17 protein-coding genes are annotated in these 16768 nt (G+C 62.5%); 12 read left to right on the top strand and 5 right to left on the bottom strand.

Features of this window, described 5'->3' with window-relative positions; translation table 11 throughout:
- Positions 1-100: 100 nt before the first annotated feature.
- The 5 genes from D8676_RS19085 to D8676_RS19065 all read left to right on the top strand — a co-directional run bounded on the left by D8676_RS19085 (position 101) and on the right by D8676_RS19065 (position 3996).
- Complete coding sequence (locus D8676_RS19085; protein ID WP_121582683.1) at positions 101-697, top strand: NAD(P)H-dependent oxidoreductase; 597 nt, start codon at positions 101-103, stop codon at positions 695-697.
- Positions 698-720: 23 nt separating this feature from the next.
- On the top strand, positions 721-1404 hold the full coding sequence (gene pyrF / locus D8676_RS19080; RefSeq protein WP_121582682.1) for an orotidine-5'-phosphate decarboxylase: 684 nt from the start codon (positions 721-723) through the stop codon (positions 1402-1404).
- Between the two features lie 18 nt (positions 1405-1422).
- On the top strand, positions 1423-1716 hold the full coding sequence (locus tag D8676_RS19075; RefSeq protein ID WP_121582827.1) for a DUF1330 domain-containing protein: 294 nt from the start codon (positions 1423-1425) through the stop codon (positions 1714-1716).
- Between the two features lie 152 nt (positions 1717-1868).
- On the top strand, positions 1869-3143 hold the full coding sequence (locus D8676_RS19070; RefSeq protein ID WP_121582681.1) for a polyhydroxyalkanoate depolymerase: 1275 nt from the start codon (positions 1869-1871) through the stop codon (positions 3141-3143).
- A 304-nt stretch (positions 3144-3447) separates the two neighbouring features.
- Positions 3448-3996, top strand: coding sequence for a transglutaminase-like cysteine peptidase (locus D8676_RS19065; protein ID WP_121582826.1), 549 nt, complete (start codon positions 3448-3450; stop codon positions 3994-3996).
- 83 nt (positions 3997-4079) lie between these two features.
- Here D8676_RS19065 and D8676_RS19060 read toward each other — a convergent pair whose 3' ends face one another.
- Positions 4080-5402 carry a YifB family Mg chelatase-like AAA ATPase gene (locus D8676_RS19060; RefSeq protein WP_348629025.1) on the bottom strand — a complete coding sequence of 441 codons (1323 nt, stop codon included), beginning with the start codon at positions 5400-5402 and terminating at the stop codon, positions 4080-4082.
- A 160-nt stretch (positions 5403-5562) separates the two neighbouring features.
- Between D8676_RS19060 and D8676_RS19055 the strand changes: the two genes are divergently transcribed.
- The 6 genes from D8676_RS19055 (at position 5563) to D8676_RS27715 (ending at position 9374) form a co-directional block, all read left to right on the top strand.
- Positions 5563-6837, top strand: a complete 1275-nt coding sequence (locus tag D8676_RS19055) for a site-specific integrase (RefSeq protein WP_121582679.1) — start codon at positions 5563-5565, stop codon at positions 6835-6837.
- 23 nt (positions 6838-6860) lie between these two features.
- Positions 6861-7043, top strand: coding sequence for a hypothetical protein (locus tag D8676_RS19050; protein ID WP_183097165.1), 183 nt, complete (start codon positions 6861-6863; stop codon positions 7041-7043).
- Between the two features lie 198 nt (positions 7044-7241).
- On the top strand, positions 7242-7526 hold the full coding sequence (locus tag D8676_RS19045) for a hypothetical protein (protein WP_121582825.1): 285 nt from the start codon (positions 7242-7244) through the stop codon (positions 7524-7526).
- A complete protein-coding gene (locus tag D8676_RS27415) occupies positions 7523-7699 on the top strand; it encodes a hypothetical protein (protein WP_183097173.1) in 177 nt (58 codons plus the stop codon). Before D8676_RS19045 ends, D8676_RS27415 begins: the two co-directional genes overlap by 4 nt.
- 53 nt (positions 7700-7752) lie before the next feature.
- Positions 7753-8487, top strand: coding sequence for a hypothetical protein (locus D8676_RS27410; protein ID WP_210210737.1), 735 nt, complete (start codon positions 7753-7755; stop codon positions 8485-8487).
- A 380-nt stretch (positions 8488-8867) separates the two neighbouring features.
- On the top strand, positions 8868-9374 hold the full coding sequence (locus D8676_RS27715; RefSeq protein ID WP_245426907.1) for a terminase small subunit: 507 nt from the start codon (positions 8868-8870) through the stop codon (positions 9372-9374).
- 280 nt (positions 9375-9654) lie between these two features.
- On the opposite strand, the gene D8676_RS19025 is transcribed toward D8676_RS27715, so the two are convergent.
- The 3 genes from D8676_RS19025 to D8676_RS19015 form a co-directional block, all read right to left on the bottom strand.
- On the bottom strand, positions 9655-13170 hold the full coding sequence (locus tag D8676_RS19025; RefSeq protein WP_121582677.1) for a DEAD/DEAH box helicase: 3516 nt from the start codon (positions 13168-13170) through the stop codon (positions 9655-9657).
- Positions 13157-13939, bottom strand: coding sequence for a DUF1837 domain-containing protein (locus tag D8676_RS19020; RefSeq protein ID WP_121582676.1), 783 nt, complete (start codon positions 13937-13939; stop codon positions 13157-13159). The genes D8676_RS19025 and D8676_RS19020 overlap by 14 nt, the downstream gene beginning before the upstream one ends.
- A gap of 319 nt (positions 13940-14258) precedes the next feature.
- Positions 14259-14894, bottom strand: a complete 636-nt coding sequence (locus D8676_RS19015; RefSeq protein WP_121582675.1) for a recombinase family protein — start codon at positions 14892-14894, stop codon at positions 14259-14261.
- Between the two features lie 374 nt (positions 14895-15268).
- Here D8676_RS19015 and D8676_RS19010 point away from each other — a divergent pair, with 374 nt between their 5' ends.
- Positions 15269-15610: a hypothetical protein gene (locus D8676_RS19010; protein WP_121582674.1), complete on the top strand. Its 342-nt coding sequence runs from the start codon at positions 15269-15271 to the stop codon at positions 15608-15610.
- A 7-nt stretch (positions 15611-15617) separates the two neighbouring features.
- On the opposite strand, the gene D8676_RS19005 is transcribed toward D8676_RS19010, so the two are convergent.
- Positions 15618-16760 carry an arginine deiminase-related protein gene (locus tag D8676_RS19005; protein ID WP_147448225.1) on the bottom strand — a complete coding sequence of 381 codons (1143 nt, stop codon included), beginning with the start codon at positions 16758-16760 and terminating at the stop codon, positions 15618-15620.
- Positions 16761-16768: the final 8 nt, after the last annotated feature.

Genomic DNA, 16768 nt, shown 5'->3' with positions numbered 1-16768 from the left:
GCGGGCGACGCGGATCGCCGGCGAAGCGAACTCGCAAGCCGGGCTGCGCTGTATTGATTTGACGGCTGCTTTGCCTATAGCTGCGGGCAAAGGGACGGCCATGCCTGTGATTCCGAAAATCCTCGTCTTCGCCGGATCGCTTCGCACCGGGGCCTTTTCGATCAGGACCGCCGATGCGGCGATGAAGGAACTGGCGTTGCAGGGGGCGGATGTGACCCGCATCTCGCTCGGCGACTATCCGCTGCCGCTCATGGACCAGGACCTCGAGAAGGAAAAGGGCGTCCCGGACAATGCACTGAAGCTGGCGCGCCAGATCGCCGCCCATGACGGGATGCTCATTGCCAGCCCGGAATACAATGCCTCGATACCGCCATTGCTGAAGAACGCGCTCGACTGGGCAAGCCGGGTGCGCCGCGACGGCGGCCGTCCGGTCAAGCCGTTCGAGGGCAAGGTGGCGGCGCTCTGTTCCTCGTCGGACGGCAATTTCGCCGGTACGCGCGGGCTCTATCATCTGCGCGCGGTGCTGATGGCCTGCCAGGTCGAAGTGGTCACGCCGCAATGCTCGGTCGGCAAGGCGTCAGAAGCATTCGACGAAGACGGCCAGTTCAGGGAAGAGCGGCTGCGCCACCAGATGGAAAAGGTCTGCCGGTCGCTGATCGAGCGCGCCGCGATGATGTCGACGAGGGTGGAGCCGTGACGGCTGGCGACAGGAGGACCGGCATGCGGGAAAGACTGATCGTAGGGCTCGACGTGCCTGATGTCGCGGAGGCCGAGAAGGTGGTGCGGGGTCTCGACGGTACCGTCTCCTTCTACAAGATCGGCTATCAGCTCGCCTTTGCGGGAGGCCTCGATTTCGCCCGCGAACTGGCTTCGGACGGCAAAAAGATATTCCTCGACATGAAGCTGCTCGACATCGACAACACGGTTGCCAAGGGCGTCGAGAACATCGTCCGGATGGGCATGTCGATGCTGACGCTGCATGCCTATCCGAAGGCGATGCGCGCCGCGGTCGAAGCGGCGAAGGGTTCGGACCTGACCCTGCTCGGCGTCACGGTGCTCACCTCGATGGACGAGGCCGACCTGATCGACGCCGGTTACGAATACGACCCGCATACGCTGGTGCTGCGCCGCGCTGAACAGGCGCTTGCCGCCGGCATGGGCGGCATCGTCTGCTCGGCGGATGAGGCGGCCGCGGTGCGCAGGGTGGTGGGGCCGGATCTCGCGGTGGTGACGCCCGGAATCAGGCCGGCCGGCGCGGACCACGGCGACCAGAAGCGCGTGATGACGCCGGCAGACGCGATCCGCGCCGGCGCAAGCCATCTGGTTGTGGCGCGGCCAATCGTCAAGGCGCCCGACCGCCGCGCGGCGGCCGAGGCGATCCTCGCGGAGATGGGTGCGGCTTGAATGGATAAGGAGGAGACCATGCCCAAGGGATACTGGATCGCGCATGTAGAGGTGAAGAACCCGGAAGCCTACAAGGACTACGTCGCCGCGGCGAAACCCGCCTTCGAGAAATATGGCGCCAGGTTCCTGGCGCGCGGCGGCGCCTTCGAGGCGACCGAAGGCAAGAGGTGGGCGCGCAACGTGGTGATCGAGTTTCCGTCGTTGAAGGCGGCGCAGGATTGCTATCACTCGCCGGAATACACGGCGGCGCGGGCCATCCGCCGGAAGTTCGCAGATGCGGAAATGGTGCTCGTCGAAGGCGTGTTCGACTGAAGCCATTGAAAGTGGAAGATTTTCGGAGCGACGAACCAAGCCGGCGCAATAGCTAACGCGGCGTGACGTATTGCATCGCAACAAAACATCGCTAACTTCGTTGTCCAGCAATGGGAGGCCGCCGGGCAAGACCCGGTAGAACGGGGTTCGATGTGTTCTACCAGCTTTACGAACTGAACCATGCCGCCGTGCAGCCCTTCCGGGCCTATGCCGATGCGGTGAAGCTGCTCTATTCCAATCCGCTCAACCCGTTTTCCCACACGCCTTTCGGGCGCTCGATCGCGGCCACGGCCGAACTGTTCGAACGCACTACGCGCCGCTACGGCAAGCCTGCCTTCGGCCTGACGCAGACGGTGGTCGACTGGAAGACGGTCGCCGTGACGGAGCGGGTCGTCTGGTCGCGGCCCTTCTGCAACCTGATTCGCTTCGAGCGCGACCTGCCGGGCGGACGCCGGGCCGATCCGAAGCTGTTGATCGTCGCGCCGATGTCCGGCCACTATGCGACGCTGCTGCGCGGCACGGTCGAGGCGATGTTGCCCTATGCCGACGTTTACATCACCGACTGGACGGACGCGCGCATGGTGCCGGCCGCCGAGGGCACGTTCGATCTCGACGACTACATCGATTACGTCATCGATATCTTCCACAAGCTGGGGCCGGACACCCATGTGATGGCGGTCTGCCAGCCATCGGTGCCGGTGCTTGCGGCGGTGGCGCTGATGGAGGCGAAAGGCGACCGCTTCGCCCCGGCCACCATGACGCTGATGGGCGGGCCGGTCGACACGCGGCGCAACCCGACAGCGGTCAACCTGCTCGCCGAGGAAAAGGGCCTCGACTGGTTCCGCGACAACGTCATCATGCAGGTGCCGTGGCCGGTGCCGGGCTTCTCGCGCGATGTCTATCCCGGCTTCCTGCAGCTCTCCGGCTTCATGAGCATGAACCTCGACCGCCACATCACGGCGCACAAGGACTTCTTCATGCACCTCGTCAAGAATGACGGCGACGGGGCCGAGAAGCACCGCGACTTCTACGACGAATATCTCGCCGTGATGGATTTGACGGCGGAATTCTACCTGCAGACCGTCGATACGGTCTTTATCCGCCACGCGCTGCCGAAGGGCGAGATGACGCATCGCGGCACGCCGGTCGACCCGAAGGCGATACGCAACGTGGCGCTGCTCACCATCGAGGGCGAGAACGACGACATTTCCGGCCTCGGCCAGACCGAGGCCGCGCACGGGCTCTGCGTCAACATCCCGGAAGACCGGCGCGTGCACTATGTGCAGCCGGCGGTCGGCCATTACGGCGTCTTCAACGGCTCGCGCTTCCGCTCCGAGATCGTGCCCCGGATCGTCGATTTCATCACCAGCTACGGCAACGCCGCGCCCGCGCCGAAGGTGCGCGAGACGCGCAAGGCGAAGGGCTGACCCGGTCGATGCGATTGCCGGGAGTGGGAACCGGTCCCGATTGCGGCAAGATAAGCCTGTCCGTGCACTGCTTCGGCAGAAGCGACCGGCTGTTGCAGATTCGCCGCGGTCGCCGCCACGCGGTAACCATCACAATAATCTGACTGGCTAATCGAATTGACACGACCCGAGGAATGTCCCTTAACGTTTCCTTAAGAAACAAAAAGACGTGGGTCGGGGTTAGATGGCTTCCTCACGAACAAAGGGGCGGGCGCGGAACAGCGTTTTGGTCGCGATTGGATCGGCTCTCGTAGCCGGCCTCTCCATGACCCAGGCATTCGCCGCGCAACCGATGCTGACGGGCGGGCTCACCTCGCAGCCGATCGGCCATTACGAGTTCTGCCGCGCCAATCCTGTCGAATGCAACATCCGCTTGCGCGACTCCGGTCCCGAGCGCATGTCCGGTTCGCTGTGGAAGCAGATCGTCGCCGTCAATGTCGGCGTCAACGCGGCGATCAAGCCGGTGAACGATATCGACCTCTACGGCAAGGACGAGGTCTGGGCATATCCGATCGGCGCCGGCGACTGCGAGGACTATGTGCTGGAGAAGCGGCGCGACCTGATGAATCAGGGCCTGTCGCTGTCGAACCTGCTGATCACCGTCGTGCGCAAGCCGGACGGCGAGGGCCACGCCGTGCTGACAGTCCGCACCGACAAGGGCGATTTCGTGCTCGACAACCTCACCGATGCCGTCCGCCAGTGGCACGAGACCGGCTACCGGTTCCTGAAGCGCCAGGCCAGCAACCACACCGGGCGCTGGGTGACGATCCGCGACAGCCAGCCGGCGGCGCCGCTCGTCGGCGCGGTGAGATAGCCAACGCTCTCCGTTTTCCTGACACCACAGCGGGCTTTTCAGTCCTAGGCTGACTGGACGTTCGTGATTTCTCTAGGCGCGCCTTACGCCGCCTGCGCCATGCGCTCCGCGCTGATGCGGTAGGAGATGGCTTCCGCGAGATGGATGCGGCCGACCGTCCCTGACCGGTCGAGGTCGGCCAGCGTGCGCGCCACCCTGAGCACGCGGTGGTAGGCGCGGGCGGAGAAGCCGAGCTTCTCGCTGGCGTCGCGCAGCAGCGTCAGGCCGGCGGCATCGGGCGCGGCGATCTCCTCGATCAGCGCGGTCGGACAATGCGCGTTGGTCGTGGCCGCGACACCCAGCCGGTCGAGCCGCTCCTGCTGGATCTCGCGTGCAGCAAGGACGCGGGCGGCGACTGCTGCACTCGCTTCGGCGCGTCCGGGCCGGATCAGCTCGCCGGCCGACACCGCGGGCACTTCGATGCGCAGGTCGATGCGGTCTAACAGCGGCCCGGATATGCGCGCCTGATAGTCAGTCTGGCACCGCGGTCCGCGCGCGCAGCGATAGCCCGGCTCGCCCGCCATGCCGCACCGGCAGGGGTTCATCGCGGCGATGAGCTGGATGCGCGCCGGATAGGCGACGCGATGGTTCGCCCTCGCGATCACGCATTCGCCGGTTTCGAGCGGTTGCCGCAATGCGTCGAGCGCCTGCGGCGAGAACTCCGGCAGCTCATCGAGGAAGAGCACGCCGTTGTGGGCGAGCGACACTTCGCCGGGCCTCGCCCGCAAGCCGCCACCGACAAGGGCGGCCATCGACGCGGAATGGTGCGGTGCCCGGAAAGGGCGGCGGTCCGTCAGCCTGCCGCCTGCCAGCTCGCCGGCCATAGAGGCGATCATCGAAACCTCGAGCAACTCCTTTGGCTGCAGGCGCGGAAGGATGGACGGCAGGCGCTGCGCCAGCATCGACTTGCCGGAACCCGGCGGGCCGACCATCAGCAGATTGTGGCCACCGGCCGCGGCCACTTCGAGCGCCCGCCGCGCGCTCTCCTGCCCCTTTATGTCGGCGAGGTCGGGCAGGTTGCTTGCCGCCACATGCACGCTTGCCTCGGGCCGCGACAGCACTTGCGTTCCCCGAAAATGGTTGGCGATGGCGATAAGGCTGCGCGGCGCCAGTATGTCGATGTCCGCACCCGCCCAGGCGGCCTCGGGCCCGCTTGCATGCGGGCAGATCAGCCCCTTGCCTTCCGCATTGGCGCCGATGGCGGCGGGCAGCGCGCCGGCGACAGCTGCAATAGTGCCGTCGAGCGACAGTTCGCCGAGGACGACATAGGCCGAGAGCGCATCGCCCGGAACGGCGCCCAGCGCCGCCATCAGGCCGAGCGCGATCGGCAGGTCGTAATGGCTGCCTTCCTTGGGCGGCAACGGCACATATCCTGGGGTGTGCCTAACCTTTCTCAACTTCGCAACACCTTTGTCCACAAGGCTTACTGCCCTTTCGGGAGTTTCCCGGTCCGTTACCGAGATGGTGGTTGTTTCCCGCCTGTTGGTGAGCGTATTGTGAGTTGACACTCACCAAGGGCCGATCTCCGTGCCAAAACTCACCAAGAAGGTCGTGGATGCTGCCCGTCCTCGCGACAAGCAATACACTGTGTGGTGCTCCGAACTGAAGGGCTTCGGCTTCTACGTCCAGCCTTCCGGGTCGAAAACTTACTTTGTCGACTACCGCGTCGACAATGCACGGCGACGCATGACTATCGGGCGGCACGGTGTCCTGACCACAGAGGCGGCGCGCGCCCTGGCTATCCAGACGCTCGGCCCAGTAGCGCTTCAGAAGGCCGATCCGCTGCTTGAGCGGAGGACCCGGCGCGCATCGCTGAAGGTGGCGCAGCTCTGCGACCGATATATGAGGGCGGCAGAGAGTGGGCTGATACTTGGTAGGCGCAAGAACCGTCCAAAGAAGGCGTCCACGCTCGAGATCGACCGCGGCAGAATTTGCCGACACATCAAACCGCTTCTCGGAAACAAGCTCGTGATCGACCTCACCCGCGCGGATATCACCAAGTTCATGCGCGACATTTCCGCGGGAAAGACAGCTGTGAAGAACCGCACCGGCAAAAACGGAGCTCGAGTCGAGGTGAAAGGCGGCATCGGTACAGCTGCACGCACCACGGGGCTCTTGGGCGGCATCCTAACCTACGCTGTCGACGAGGGTATCATTACTAGCAACCCGACTCAGGGCGTCAAGTTGCCAGCCGATGGCGTGAGGTCACGACGCTTGATAGCAGACGAATACAGGGCACTGGGACAGGCTCTGAGCCGGTCTGCGACGGAATATGACACACCCCAAGCCGTGACAGGCGCCTGGCTGCTGGCGCTCACTGGATGTCGCCTCGGAGAGATTGAAGCGCTGCGCTGGTCAGAGGTTGACGAAGAAGGCCAATGCTTCCGGCTGGCCGACAGCAAAAGCGGCCCATCAGTACGTCCGGTGGGCCGGGAAGCATTCGACGTGTTGCGGACCGCCCTGCGCGTTCCCGGAATCCCCTACGTTCTGCCCGCGCTACGAAAGACAGGCCACTACAAGGGCCTCGCCGGGGCATGGGTGAGGTTGATGAATCGGGCGGCACTGGAGGGAGTTACGCCACACACGATGCGCCATTCTTATGCGTCTGTTGCTGGCGACCTTGGCTTTGCTGAAAGCACTATCGCAGCCATGCTAGGCCATACCGCTGGGACGGTGACCAGCCGGTACATTCACCGGCTCGACACGGTGCTGGTCGCGGCAGCAAATCGGGTCAGCGGGGAAATCTGGCGCCAAATGACCGGCTATTCGGCAAAGGTATTGGATATGTCGAGGCGGGCTTAGTCTTTTTTCTTGGCCGATGGGTCGTGCTGCGACATTCGTTCCCCAGCGTGGGCGCCGGTCTCGACTTCACCTACTGCACGATCGGCGCCTGTCTCGGGCATGGACGGCAAGGGATCACGTCATGCTATACGCACCGGCTCGATGCCGTGCTGATCGCCGCGGCTGACAAGATTGCTGGCGAGGTCGAGCGCCAAGTGCGGGACTGAAGTCGGGCACCCTATTCGTTGGGTTTTTGAGGAACGTGTGATCGGGGCCTTCGGTGACTACCGGAAATATGCTATAAAAATAGTCGATCGCGAACAAGTTAAACTGAATGCATAAAAACGAGAAATAAGCGGCTCACGTTTGGCGACCTGACCGCTTATTCCCCGATGAAGCCCACTCTTTTTAGGGAGCCGACCATAATGTCGAGCATACCACTGGCCGCGCCGTCCGCAAACCCCATCGTGCCTGACGACGTGAAACCGAAACGCCTTTTGCGGCGTAGGGAAGTGCCAAAATATCTTGAAGAAAAGCACGGCATCAAAATGGCGGAGGCCACGCTAGCTAAAGCGGCATCCGTAGGTGGGGGGCCGCCGATACGGTATTTCGGGCGCATTCCCTACTACGAAGAGGATGCGCTCGACCGCCATGTGCTTGAGCGACTCTCAAAGCCGGTGAACTCCACGGCTGAGCGGGATCAGGCGTGATCGCGTCGGAGATGGACCCGAAGGTCCTTGAAGCCGCTCGCTGGCTCGTGCTCGGCGACCACGACAATCGGCGCCCTGCCGTCCCGCAGTTGCGCGAACGCTTCGGCGTCAACCTTCACGAAGCCGCCGCCCCAAGCAGGGAGGCGCACCTGATACGGGCGCGCACCCACTGATGAAGACGAAAAGCGGCAGGAACCGCTCACCGAGAGGTGAACATTGGACGAAAATGCTTCGTGTCACGATGGAAACGCCAGCTTGGAAGGCGCTCTCTTCTACAGCCCAGGCGCTATATCCTTGGATCAAGTTCGAATGGCGCGGGCCTGAAGCCAATAACAACGGAAAGCTTCGGCTAAGCGTCCGGCAGGCAGGCGAGAAGCTGGGTGTGCGCCCCGATACCGCGGCAGAGGCGTTCCGTGATCTCCAGCGCAAGGGCTTCATTGTCCAGACCGAGCCTGGCAGCCTTGGTGTTGACGGCGCGGCACGATCACCTGCCTACGAGATCACCGAATTGAAGATGCCGCGAACGGACGGTGACGGCCGTAAGCTATATCGAAGCTGGGAGCCTGGACGTGACTTCCCGATAGCAATGTCATCGGCAAACAACCCCAACGGAAAGAATGGCCACAGAACAAAAACCTGTCACGAAAACCGAGACGGCAACGTCACGAAAACCGTGACGAACGGTTCTCACGCTGTCACGGAAACCGTGACGCCCTGTCACGAAAACCGTGACGAAAAGGGCATTTCTCAGCCCCAGGCCGTCACGGAAAGCGTGACATCCTTATCCTACCATACACCTACGGCGGTGCGCGGGGCTGCGCGCCAGCCCGCCTCCAAGAGCGGGCAAGCGCAGAGCGCGCGCACCACGGCGGAAGCCAGGGCAGCTGTCAATGAACTCGTTCGCGCCACGGCGTCGTCTATGTCGCTGAGCGGAGGGGAGGCGCGCGAAGATGCAGCTTGATTTGCCCCATTGGTCGGCTCCCTGCAAAGTCATCGCATTCCCGGCTGACAAGCGGAAGGGGCATGCCTTCAAGGTGGCGCATCAACTTTCCAAGGCCCGCACGAACAAGGAAGCGGATTGGATCCTGACGAGGGCCCTAGTTTCGTATCACGATCATCTTATTCGGGCGGGCTTATCCGCGTCAGTCGCCAGCCGGCAAACGGAGGTGTTCAAGCGCTTAATCTTCGAACGATGCGAGGTCATCGACTCGCGGTGGCGTCCGACCATTGACATCCCTGAGCACGGCGGGGGAGCGGCATGACTCCGACGGATCGCCACAACACGTTCCCGCAAGTCAATGTACTCGCGATCAGCTCCAATGGATAAAGACGCATAACACAATGCCAGTTCTGAAGAACGCCAAGCACGAACGTGTGGCACAAGCACTCGCGAAGGGACTCAGTGCCGAAAAGGCATATGCCGCGGCGGGCTACAAACCTCACCGTGGCAATGCTGCGCGTTTGAGTGCAAATGAGAGCATCAAAGCCCGCGTCGCGCAGATCCAGCAAAAGCAGGTCAGCCGTATCGTCGAACATGCCGCCATCAACGCTCGCGAAGAGATGCAAATGTTGCGTTCGCTCGTCAGAGACGCCCGTGAGGCCGGCGACATCAGGTCAGCAATGCAGGGCCAGATGTTCATCCTGGAATGCTTCGGCTTCAAGGATCTTCCGACACTGACGCACGAGATGCTAGGCGATCGCAGCGCCAACACGGCCGCGGGACCGCCGACAGCCGAGCGCCAGGCTGAGGTGGTGAAGAAGAACGTCTTGCAGTTCGGGAGAGTGCATCAAGAATTGGAGCGCTTGGCCGGCCCGCGCGTGATCGAGCACGATCCAACGAGGAAGTAGTGTATTGCGCAATACGATCCGCTGTATTGCGCAATACACGTCCTCCGCTCGTTAGCGCGCAAGGCAGGAGTGATGTCAGCTTCGCGCCCCCATACCGGCCGTTCAGCCTGACCGGCCGTGCGCTCGAAAGCTGCCGTTCGCTAAGATGGTCAGCCATATTTGGTGGATCGGATTAATACTCAGTTTCCGGCTCAGCGTCGGGAGGCCGTCCGCTCAGCCTTGGCGAGCGGCGCGCGCTTCTTGTCCCGGATCCTGCATAGAGGATCCCTTTCTTTCCTCGCTATGCATCGGCACGCGGCCACCGCAACTTCCCGCGGCCGACGCGCTGGGCATCGACCAGCCTGGTGTCTCCCGGGAGCCGTCCGGAAAAGAGACTTGGCTTGGGATCCACCGCCGGCTTCCTGAACGGAGCGACCTGTTGGTAATCAGGGGTCGTGAGCCATGTCCGTCCGTCTCCCTCGTCGGTGATAATCCGATAGAGGCCTGCGGGCGGCGTGGCCTTCATATCCAGCAGGCGCTGGTAGCGTTCGACGGACCACTTCTGGATGCCGCCGCTAAGGGCCTCGGTGCGGAACCGCGCCCAAAGTGCGGCGGTTTCCGGCGTGGGCCAGTCACCGGCATCGGTGTGGGCGGTGATCTCGTCGGACTCGAGCCAAGCCCGCATCTCTGCCGGTGTGACGAAGACTGGTTGGGCGTCGGTAATGGCGGCAATGGCCGCACGCCGCGATGGAAGGCCCGCCCGGATCAGCATTGCCATCATGAACTGCGGGACACCGGTTTCGACCGCGGCAGCCGCGCCGCCCGCCACGGTCTCTGGCGACCAGCCGAGAGACACCCGGCGGGTGCGAATGGCTTCCAGCGCCCAGACCAACCGATAGGTGAAGGCCTCCTCGACCACTCGCATGTTCTGGGGTCCGATCGTCGAGACCTCTTCACCAGCGACCCAGGAGCGCAGGATCGCCTTCCAGTTGGCGGGCAGCGCATTTTTCTTGTCGGGAATGAAGGGACGCATGAACAGCAGGCGCTCGCCCAAGCCGGCGAGAGCATCGGCGAGTTCGTCGACGTCTCCGCTCAGCGCTGCGCCATCGGCCCGGTCGACCAGCTCGGCCAGGACATCGGCCATCGCGTCGATCGAAAGGCCCGCCTCGAGGCCTACCCCCATCGCGAAATGCCCGCGCCGCGATTGTTCGGTGGTGGTATTCCAGATGAGGTCCGCACGCGCCTCGAACACCTTCTTGTGCAGCGGCGCGACATCCTCTTCCTCGCGAGCGATCTGGCGGGCCCAGAGCGATCCCTTGAGCGCCTCATCCAGCAGTCTCGGAAGATCGGCGCGATCGGCATCCAGCGCTTCGATCAAGCCGAACACGGTTGCATCGAGGCGCTCCACAAGCTGCGACAGAGGTTCTTCGTCTATCGTTTCCTCTTCGTCTTCGCCTTCGTCCTCGTCATCGCCTTCGTCGTCGCCGTCGTCAGCATCGTACTCCGCGGCGGCTGCCAGACGTTCGGCCACCTCGGCCTCTTCACCCGGCGATCTCCAGGCCTCCCGGGAGTTGGCGAGATATTCCCAGGCGTCTACACGATCGAGAACACCCTCCCTCGACAGGCGCTCAAGAATTTCGGCGACGATCTGGATGAGGCCGCTCTTCAGGGTTCGAGCCTTCGCGGAGTCGACCAGCTTCTTCCATTCTCCTTTTCGCCAGTCGGTGTTGTCGAACATGACGTGGACGATCAGGCCCTCGACATCGACGAAAGCGCGTCCGGCTCGACCGGCCACGTTCGCGAATTCCTCGCCCTTGATCTTTTCACCGGCCCGGTACAGCGCCGGAACGAGCAGGACAGCAGCGTTGAGGTTGAGCCCTTGCGCGAGGGTGGGCGATGCGACGATGACCTTCAGGACGCCCTCAGACAGTAGGACCTCAAGCTCGCGCAGGAACGGGCTCGGCAGGCGGCCGTGATGAATGGCGACGCCAGCCTTGAGGCTCCCGATCGCCGGATGGTCGTCGCCCAGCCATTCCTTGCCGACCTCCAGTGCCCGGGCGATCGGGGCTTCATCCTCGAGAAGTGACTCAAGATAGCCGCGCTTGCACAGATCAACGACCTGCTTGCCGTAACTCTCGACCCAGTTGGCCTGGGTCGAGAAAATGAGGGTGCGCTTGCCCTGGCCGGCGAATTCCCACGCCGCGAACAGGGCGAGGTGCGAGTTCTTGCGCGGATAGGGCTTCTTCTCCCTGCCGCGGGCCGGCTTCTGCTCGACGAATTTGTCGAGGAAGGGCCCGCCGTCATCGAGGTCAAACCGCAAAAGCGCGTCCTTGCCGCGCCAGGTCAGTGCGCCGAACCTTTGGCGCGTGGGCCGCCAGTCGGAGCGCACCGGCTCGCCCGGTTCGTCCGAACGTATCCAGGCGGTGAGATCGTCCAGTTCGTCGCCGCTGGGCAGGATGGCCGAGAGGCAGACGATCCGGCGGTCGACGGCATCGGCGCGGCACAACAACCGCTGCACCAGCGTTTCGTAACGGATTTCGCGCTCGCTGGGTCCGATCATGTGACCCTCGTCCAAAACGATAAGGCCGACATCGTCGATAAGGGAAGGATCGCTCCGAAGCGCGAAGTCGAGCTTTTCGGGCGTGGCGATGACGATCTCGCGCGTGCGCAGGGCGTCCTCATCGCCCGCCGAAAGGCCGCTGGCGCCGTAGAGCGACGACACGCTGAACCCGAGGGGCGCAAAGGTCTTGCGGAAGGATCGTTCGGTCTGGGCGGACAACGCGCGCAGCGGCGTGACGATCAACAATCGCCGGGCCGAGGACAAGGTCATCAACGCGGCGATTTCCGCCACGCGCGTCTTCCCCGCGCTGGTAGGAAGCGCCACGACCAGATCGTCTGTGACATCGGTCGATCGCCGGGCGGCCTCGCGCTGGGAGGGCCAAAGCTCGACCTCGGACGTCTTGCGGGCGTACAACGAGCTGATGAACAGCCGCCGGAGCTCCGGATATTTCTCCTCCGTTCCGGCCGGCGGCTCGGTCGGCAAGTTCCGATGTAGCGAATGCTGCCAGAGGTCGTCAATGAGGTGCCGGCAGAGTTTCGAGATCCACCACAAGGGGACGTTCCCGGCGTTGTCAGCCAGCCTAATGGCGGTCGCGAGCAGATCGAGCGCTGCCTCGATCGGCTCATCCTCTCCCGTCTCCAGGGCAAAATCGAAGAAGGCTAGGGCTCGGCAGATCGTCGTGTTCAGGATGATCGACAATACGTCGTCAATGTCGGGGTCCTCGGCGCCGAGCGTTTCGGCCACCTGCTCGTCGCCATGTGCGGTGTCGCCAAGCCAATCGCGAACAAAGCGGCGCAACTGGTCGAGATTGCGCAGGATGAGATGGCGGATCGCCGTTTCGCCGGGCGATGAGTTGAGGTCTTCCGCCGTCTCATTGAACAGAGAATAGGCGACCGCGGAATAGCCGGCGAGATGATAGGCGGCAGCCGCTATGGTGCGGCGAAAACCGCGATCGGGCGCCTCGGGATCGCCGTTCGTCACCAGGGCCTCAAAGGCGTTGGCGGCGCGCTCAAAGGCCTTGTTCGTCAACTCGGACGCGCCAGTCTGGGCGCGCAAGGCCATCGCGCCTCGAAGCAGGGCGAAGCCATGTTCGGCAAGGTCGGTTTCGATCGCCGCGCCCAGCGCCGGCGCCGTCGCTGGCAAAACGCCCGATTCCCGCATAAGCGACCACGCAGCGCCTCGATAAAGCAGACGGCCGAGAATGCCGTCGGCAGTCGCGGTGGCCAGGAAGGCAGTCAGCTCCTCAGGCGTCTCCAAGATTTTGGGCTCCCTCGTACATGGCCGCGATGAAGTCCTGATGGTCTTCGACGTGAATGTTCACGACGTAGTGGTCGCGATTGGTCGCGGCAGCGTCGAGGTCCTCCTTCAGCGAGGCGTGAGGACCGTTGCCCGATACGGTGAAAAGCATGTGGTCGATGCGATCGGCGCGCAGCCTCTTCAGTCCCACTTCGTCGCGCAGGGCGCGACCTAATGCCTTTTCGTCGGGGTCGTTGCTCTCCAGCAGGCGGTTAGCGACGAACAGGAGGGAGTCGGGCGTGCAGCGGCCATTGTCGCGATCGAGCACCTTGCGTGCGCTTGTCACCGTGGCCTTGCCGAGCTTCTTGTTGCTTTTGGCTTCCCCTTTCAGGAGCCAGAGCTTCTCGTCGTCGCCGCCATATCCAGCCCCGATGAAGTCGTCGCCCCGCATGGCCATGTTCCGGCCGTCCTTGTAGCGGAGCCGGCGCACGGGGACGCGCAGGCCGATCTCTTCCTCCACCAGCTCCGTGGCAAGAATCTCGCCGAGGTCGCCGGAGCGACCATTGTCCGTCTGCGGCATCGACTCCTTCAGAATCTCGGCCGCAACCTTGTATCCGAGTCGCGCCACATCTTGGGCGATGAGCTCGAGCGGGTTGTAATGAGAGCGGATGGTTTCGGCGAGATCGCCGCTGATCTCGGCGCGCCCGCCGTCCTTCTCGACATAGGTCCAATAGCGCTTGCGCTTGTCCTTCTCCTTGGTGGCTTCGCACCACCGTTCATACAGCCCCACTCTGCCCCCCGAAGTTCATCCCGCCCACGATCTGCACGCTCGCCGATATCCTTGCGTCGTTCGATCAACTCGGCCGACCATTCTATGCGACGCTCCACCAATGCATCGCAGCGTAATGTCTCAAGGTAAATCGTCCGATCGAGTCGGCGGACCATGGTCGATTGACTGCATATATCGGCCGCTGCACAAAAGACAGCTACCTTCCGGTCTTGGCTTCCAGCGGTATGACCGCTTTTTGTATCGAGCTCCCCCAGAGCGGACAGACTGCTTCCGGCCCCATTTCGGTCATTGACCCTTTGGCGTTTATGGCGACCGATGGCTACAAGCCCCACAAGGCGAGCGCCTTTTCCGAACCGGCACGGTCGTTCCTGATGCGTAAGATCGATTGCCGCGTCAGACCGGTTTCCGCTGAGATGGCAGAAGCACCTTCGCCCGCATTGAGCATCGTAACGATCTTGTTGAACTGCGCGCGCGTATAGCTCGGCTTGCGACCACGATATGTTCGAGGATCGCCTTTGGCTGCTGCGATACCGGCCCGCTGAGCCTCCTTCGTCGCCATGGCCTGAGCTTCAGCGGTCGCAGCCATAAACGCGATCAGGGCGTCACGCACTGCCTGCTGAATGGGGTCTTTGGTCGATCCATCGAAGGTCATGCCATTTATGACGGTCTTGATCACCACGCCGTCTCGCATGAAGTGTCGAATGCTGTCGGAGACGTCGCGGTAGTCGCGGCCTAACCGATCGACCCATCGGACCACCAAAGTGTCTCCCGGTGCCAGCAGGTCGTATAGGCGTTTTCCCTGCGGTCTATCTGCCAGCCTGGTCGATACACCCGAGACACCGTTGTCGGCGACCACCTTGTCGATCTTAAACCCCGCAGCTTCAGCCTGGTCGCGTTGATGATCGAGCGTCTGGTCGGCGGTAGAGACACGGGCATAGAGGACGGTCTTAGGCATGGACAACTCCTGTACGGAAGAGTGTTGTCCATTAGCTAGCCTGTACGTTGATTAAAATCAACCTGTGCGTACGCATAGTTCGACCGCACGTGCTATGTACGCTGCGGTATACCGTAGCGTACATCGCGATTGTTCAGGGAACGGCCGAAAAGGGGCCGGAAGCTGACCGACAGCTTTGTGACAAGAACAGTTGAAAGCCGACACGGGCGTCCCTTTCCGACGCGGCTCAAGAAGCGAATGGCTTTCTGGCAATCGCGGGCCGCGCCGTGCTTCTTCTCATATCCGTTTGCGTCCGGTGTGCTATATTCACCACCGCGCATATCATTAGCCGTGCGAATGGCTGGCACTAGTCGTTGTCAACGGGGATGGAGAACATGAACGCCGATGCTTTGGACACCCTTAGAAAAGAAAACGAACTGGTCGAACTGCTCGCCGCGGTCGCGAGAGTCTTCACGGCCCAGCGCGCTAAGACACCGCTCGACGAATTGGCGTTGGGTGCATGGGAACCGGATTTGTTGAGACACATGGAAATCAACCAACAATTGATCAACCACGCGATGAGCGACCGGGCCGACGCTTTCGACGCGATGGCGAAGCAGGAACTTGTTGTCCTGTCACGGTTCGTGGAAAGCCTCGATCCGGGAGCCAACACCATAGAGAAAGGCTTCAGTCTGCATTTCGAGGACGACCGCAAGGTGATTGCGGCTATGCTCTAGCCCAGTCTCAAAGGCTGTCGGCTGACGCATGCCTGACGGGTAGGACGAGACAGGAAAGCAACGCTCCGGATTTGTAGAATTCGGACAAGCAGAACGTGTGCAAACTGCGTCCGAGGCGGCCGCAGATCTCTTCCAAGCGCCGGATTTTGGCTCTTTCGACTGCATACTGCCTGTTTCCTTCATCAAGCAGTCCGATGTCGGTGTCGCAAAGGATCTGGTCTGCCAGTACAAGGCTGTTGGTGATGCCCGCGCGTGCCTCGTCGAGAGTGACGTCTATAATTTGGCAGTGCTTCTCGAGTTCGCGCAGGAATCCCGGTTCGGCAAGCGAAGTGCAAACAAGCATAGCGTCATTCGTTAGACGCAATACGCAGCAGTCGAGGTGGTACAGGTAAGGATCGGTAATGCGGTAAGGGATGATCCTCATCCCGAACCGTTCGGCCGTCCACTCCAGCGCATTCAGAGAGGTGCGGAGACCGTATCCTCCCACATATACGTTGCCGTGAACGTGCTTGAGATCAGCCTCTCCCTCAAAAAACGCCTCGCTTCCTCCGACCGCCTCCGGCATCTCGTGCACGGAGAATTCCATAAGCCGGAAGAATTCCGTTCCGACCGCGCTCTCCCTCGCCCGGGCACTGGCCCGGAAGCGCGAGATGAGCACGGTATCCTCGTGGCAATGGGGCAGCACCGCCGCCAAATTCGCAACATAGGGTTGGTCTTGAAGCCCCGGGCGGCTTGGCAGGAGGTAGACTATCGCTTGGCCGGAAATGTGCCTGTAAAGTTCAAGGAACTGGCTTATGGCAGAAGCTGGCCTGACTTCCCGATCGACGGCGCTCATCTCGTCCATCCAGGCATTGTTGGCAACCTGTGCCGAGAGCGAAAGCGGAAGATTCATTAGATAGACCGGGACCGCAGTTTTTGCGCGCCTCAGCTCTTCCGAAAAGAAGCAGCCTGGGGCTGAAGGGGACGGCATTTCTCCGCTGGCAGCCAAGCCGGCCGTAGGGGGCGATGCGATTACCCCGATCATCGCACACACAGCTTCGTGTAGGCCACTTCGTCCCTCCCCGCTGTTTTTCTTCGCGAACGAATGCTCGGCGGAGCTTAGCGTATATGTGCCCGTGCCTTCCAAAGAAGCGACGTCGGCAACAGGCATGACAGAAC

Source organism: Mesorhizobium sp. YM1C-6-2 (assembly GCF_003666685.1).
Taxonomy (GTDB): domain Bacteria; phylum Pseudomonadota; class Alphaproteobacteria; order Rhizobiales; family Rhizobiaceae; genus Mesorhizobium_K.
The sequence above is the reverse complement of the archived record's forward strand: the minus strand, read 5'-3'. Positions and strand labels throughout refer to the sequence as shown.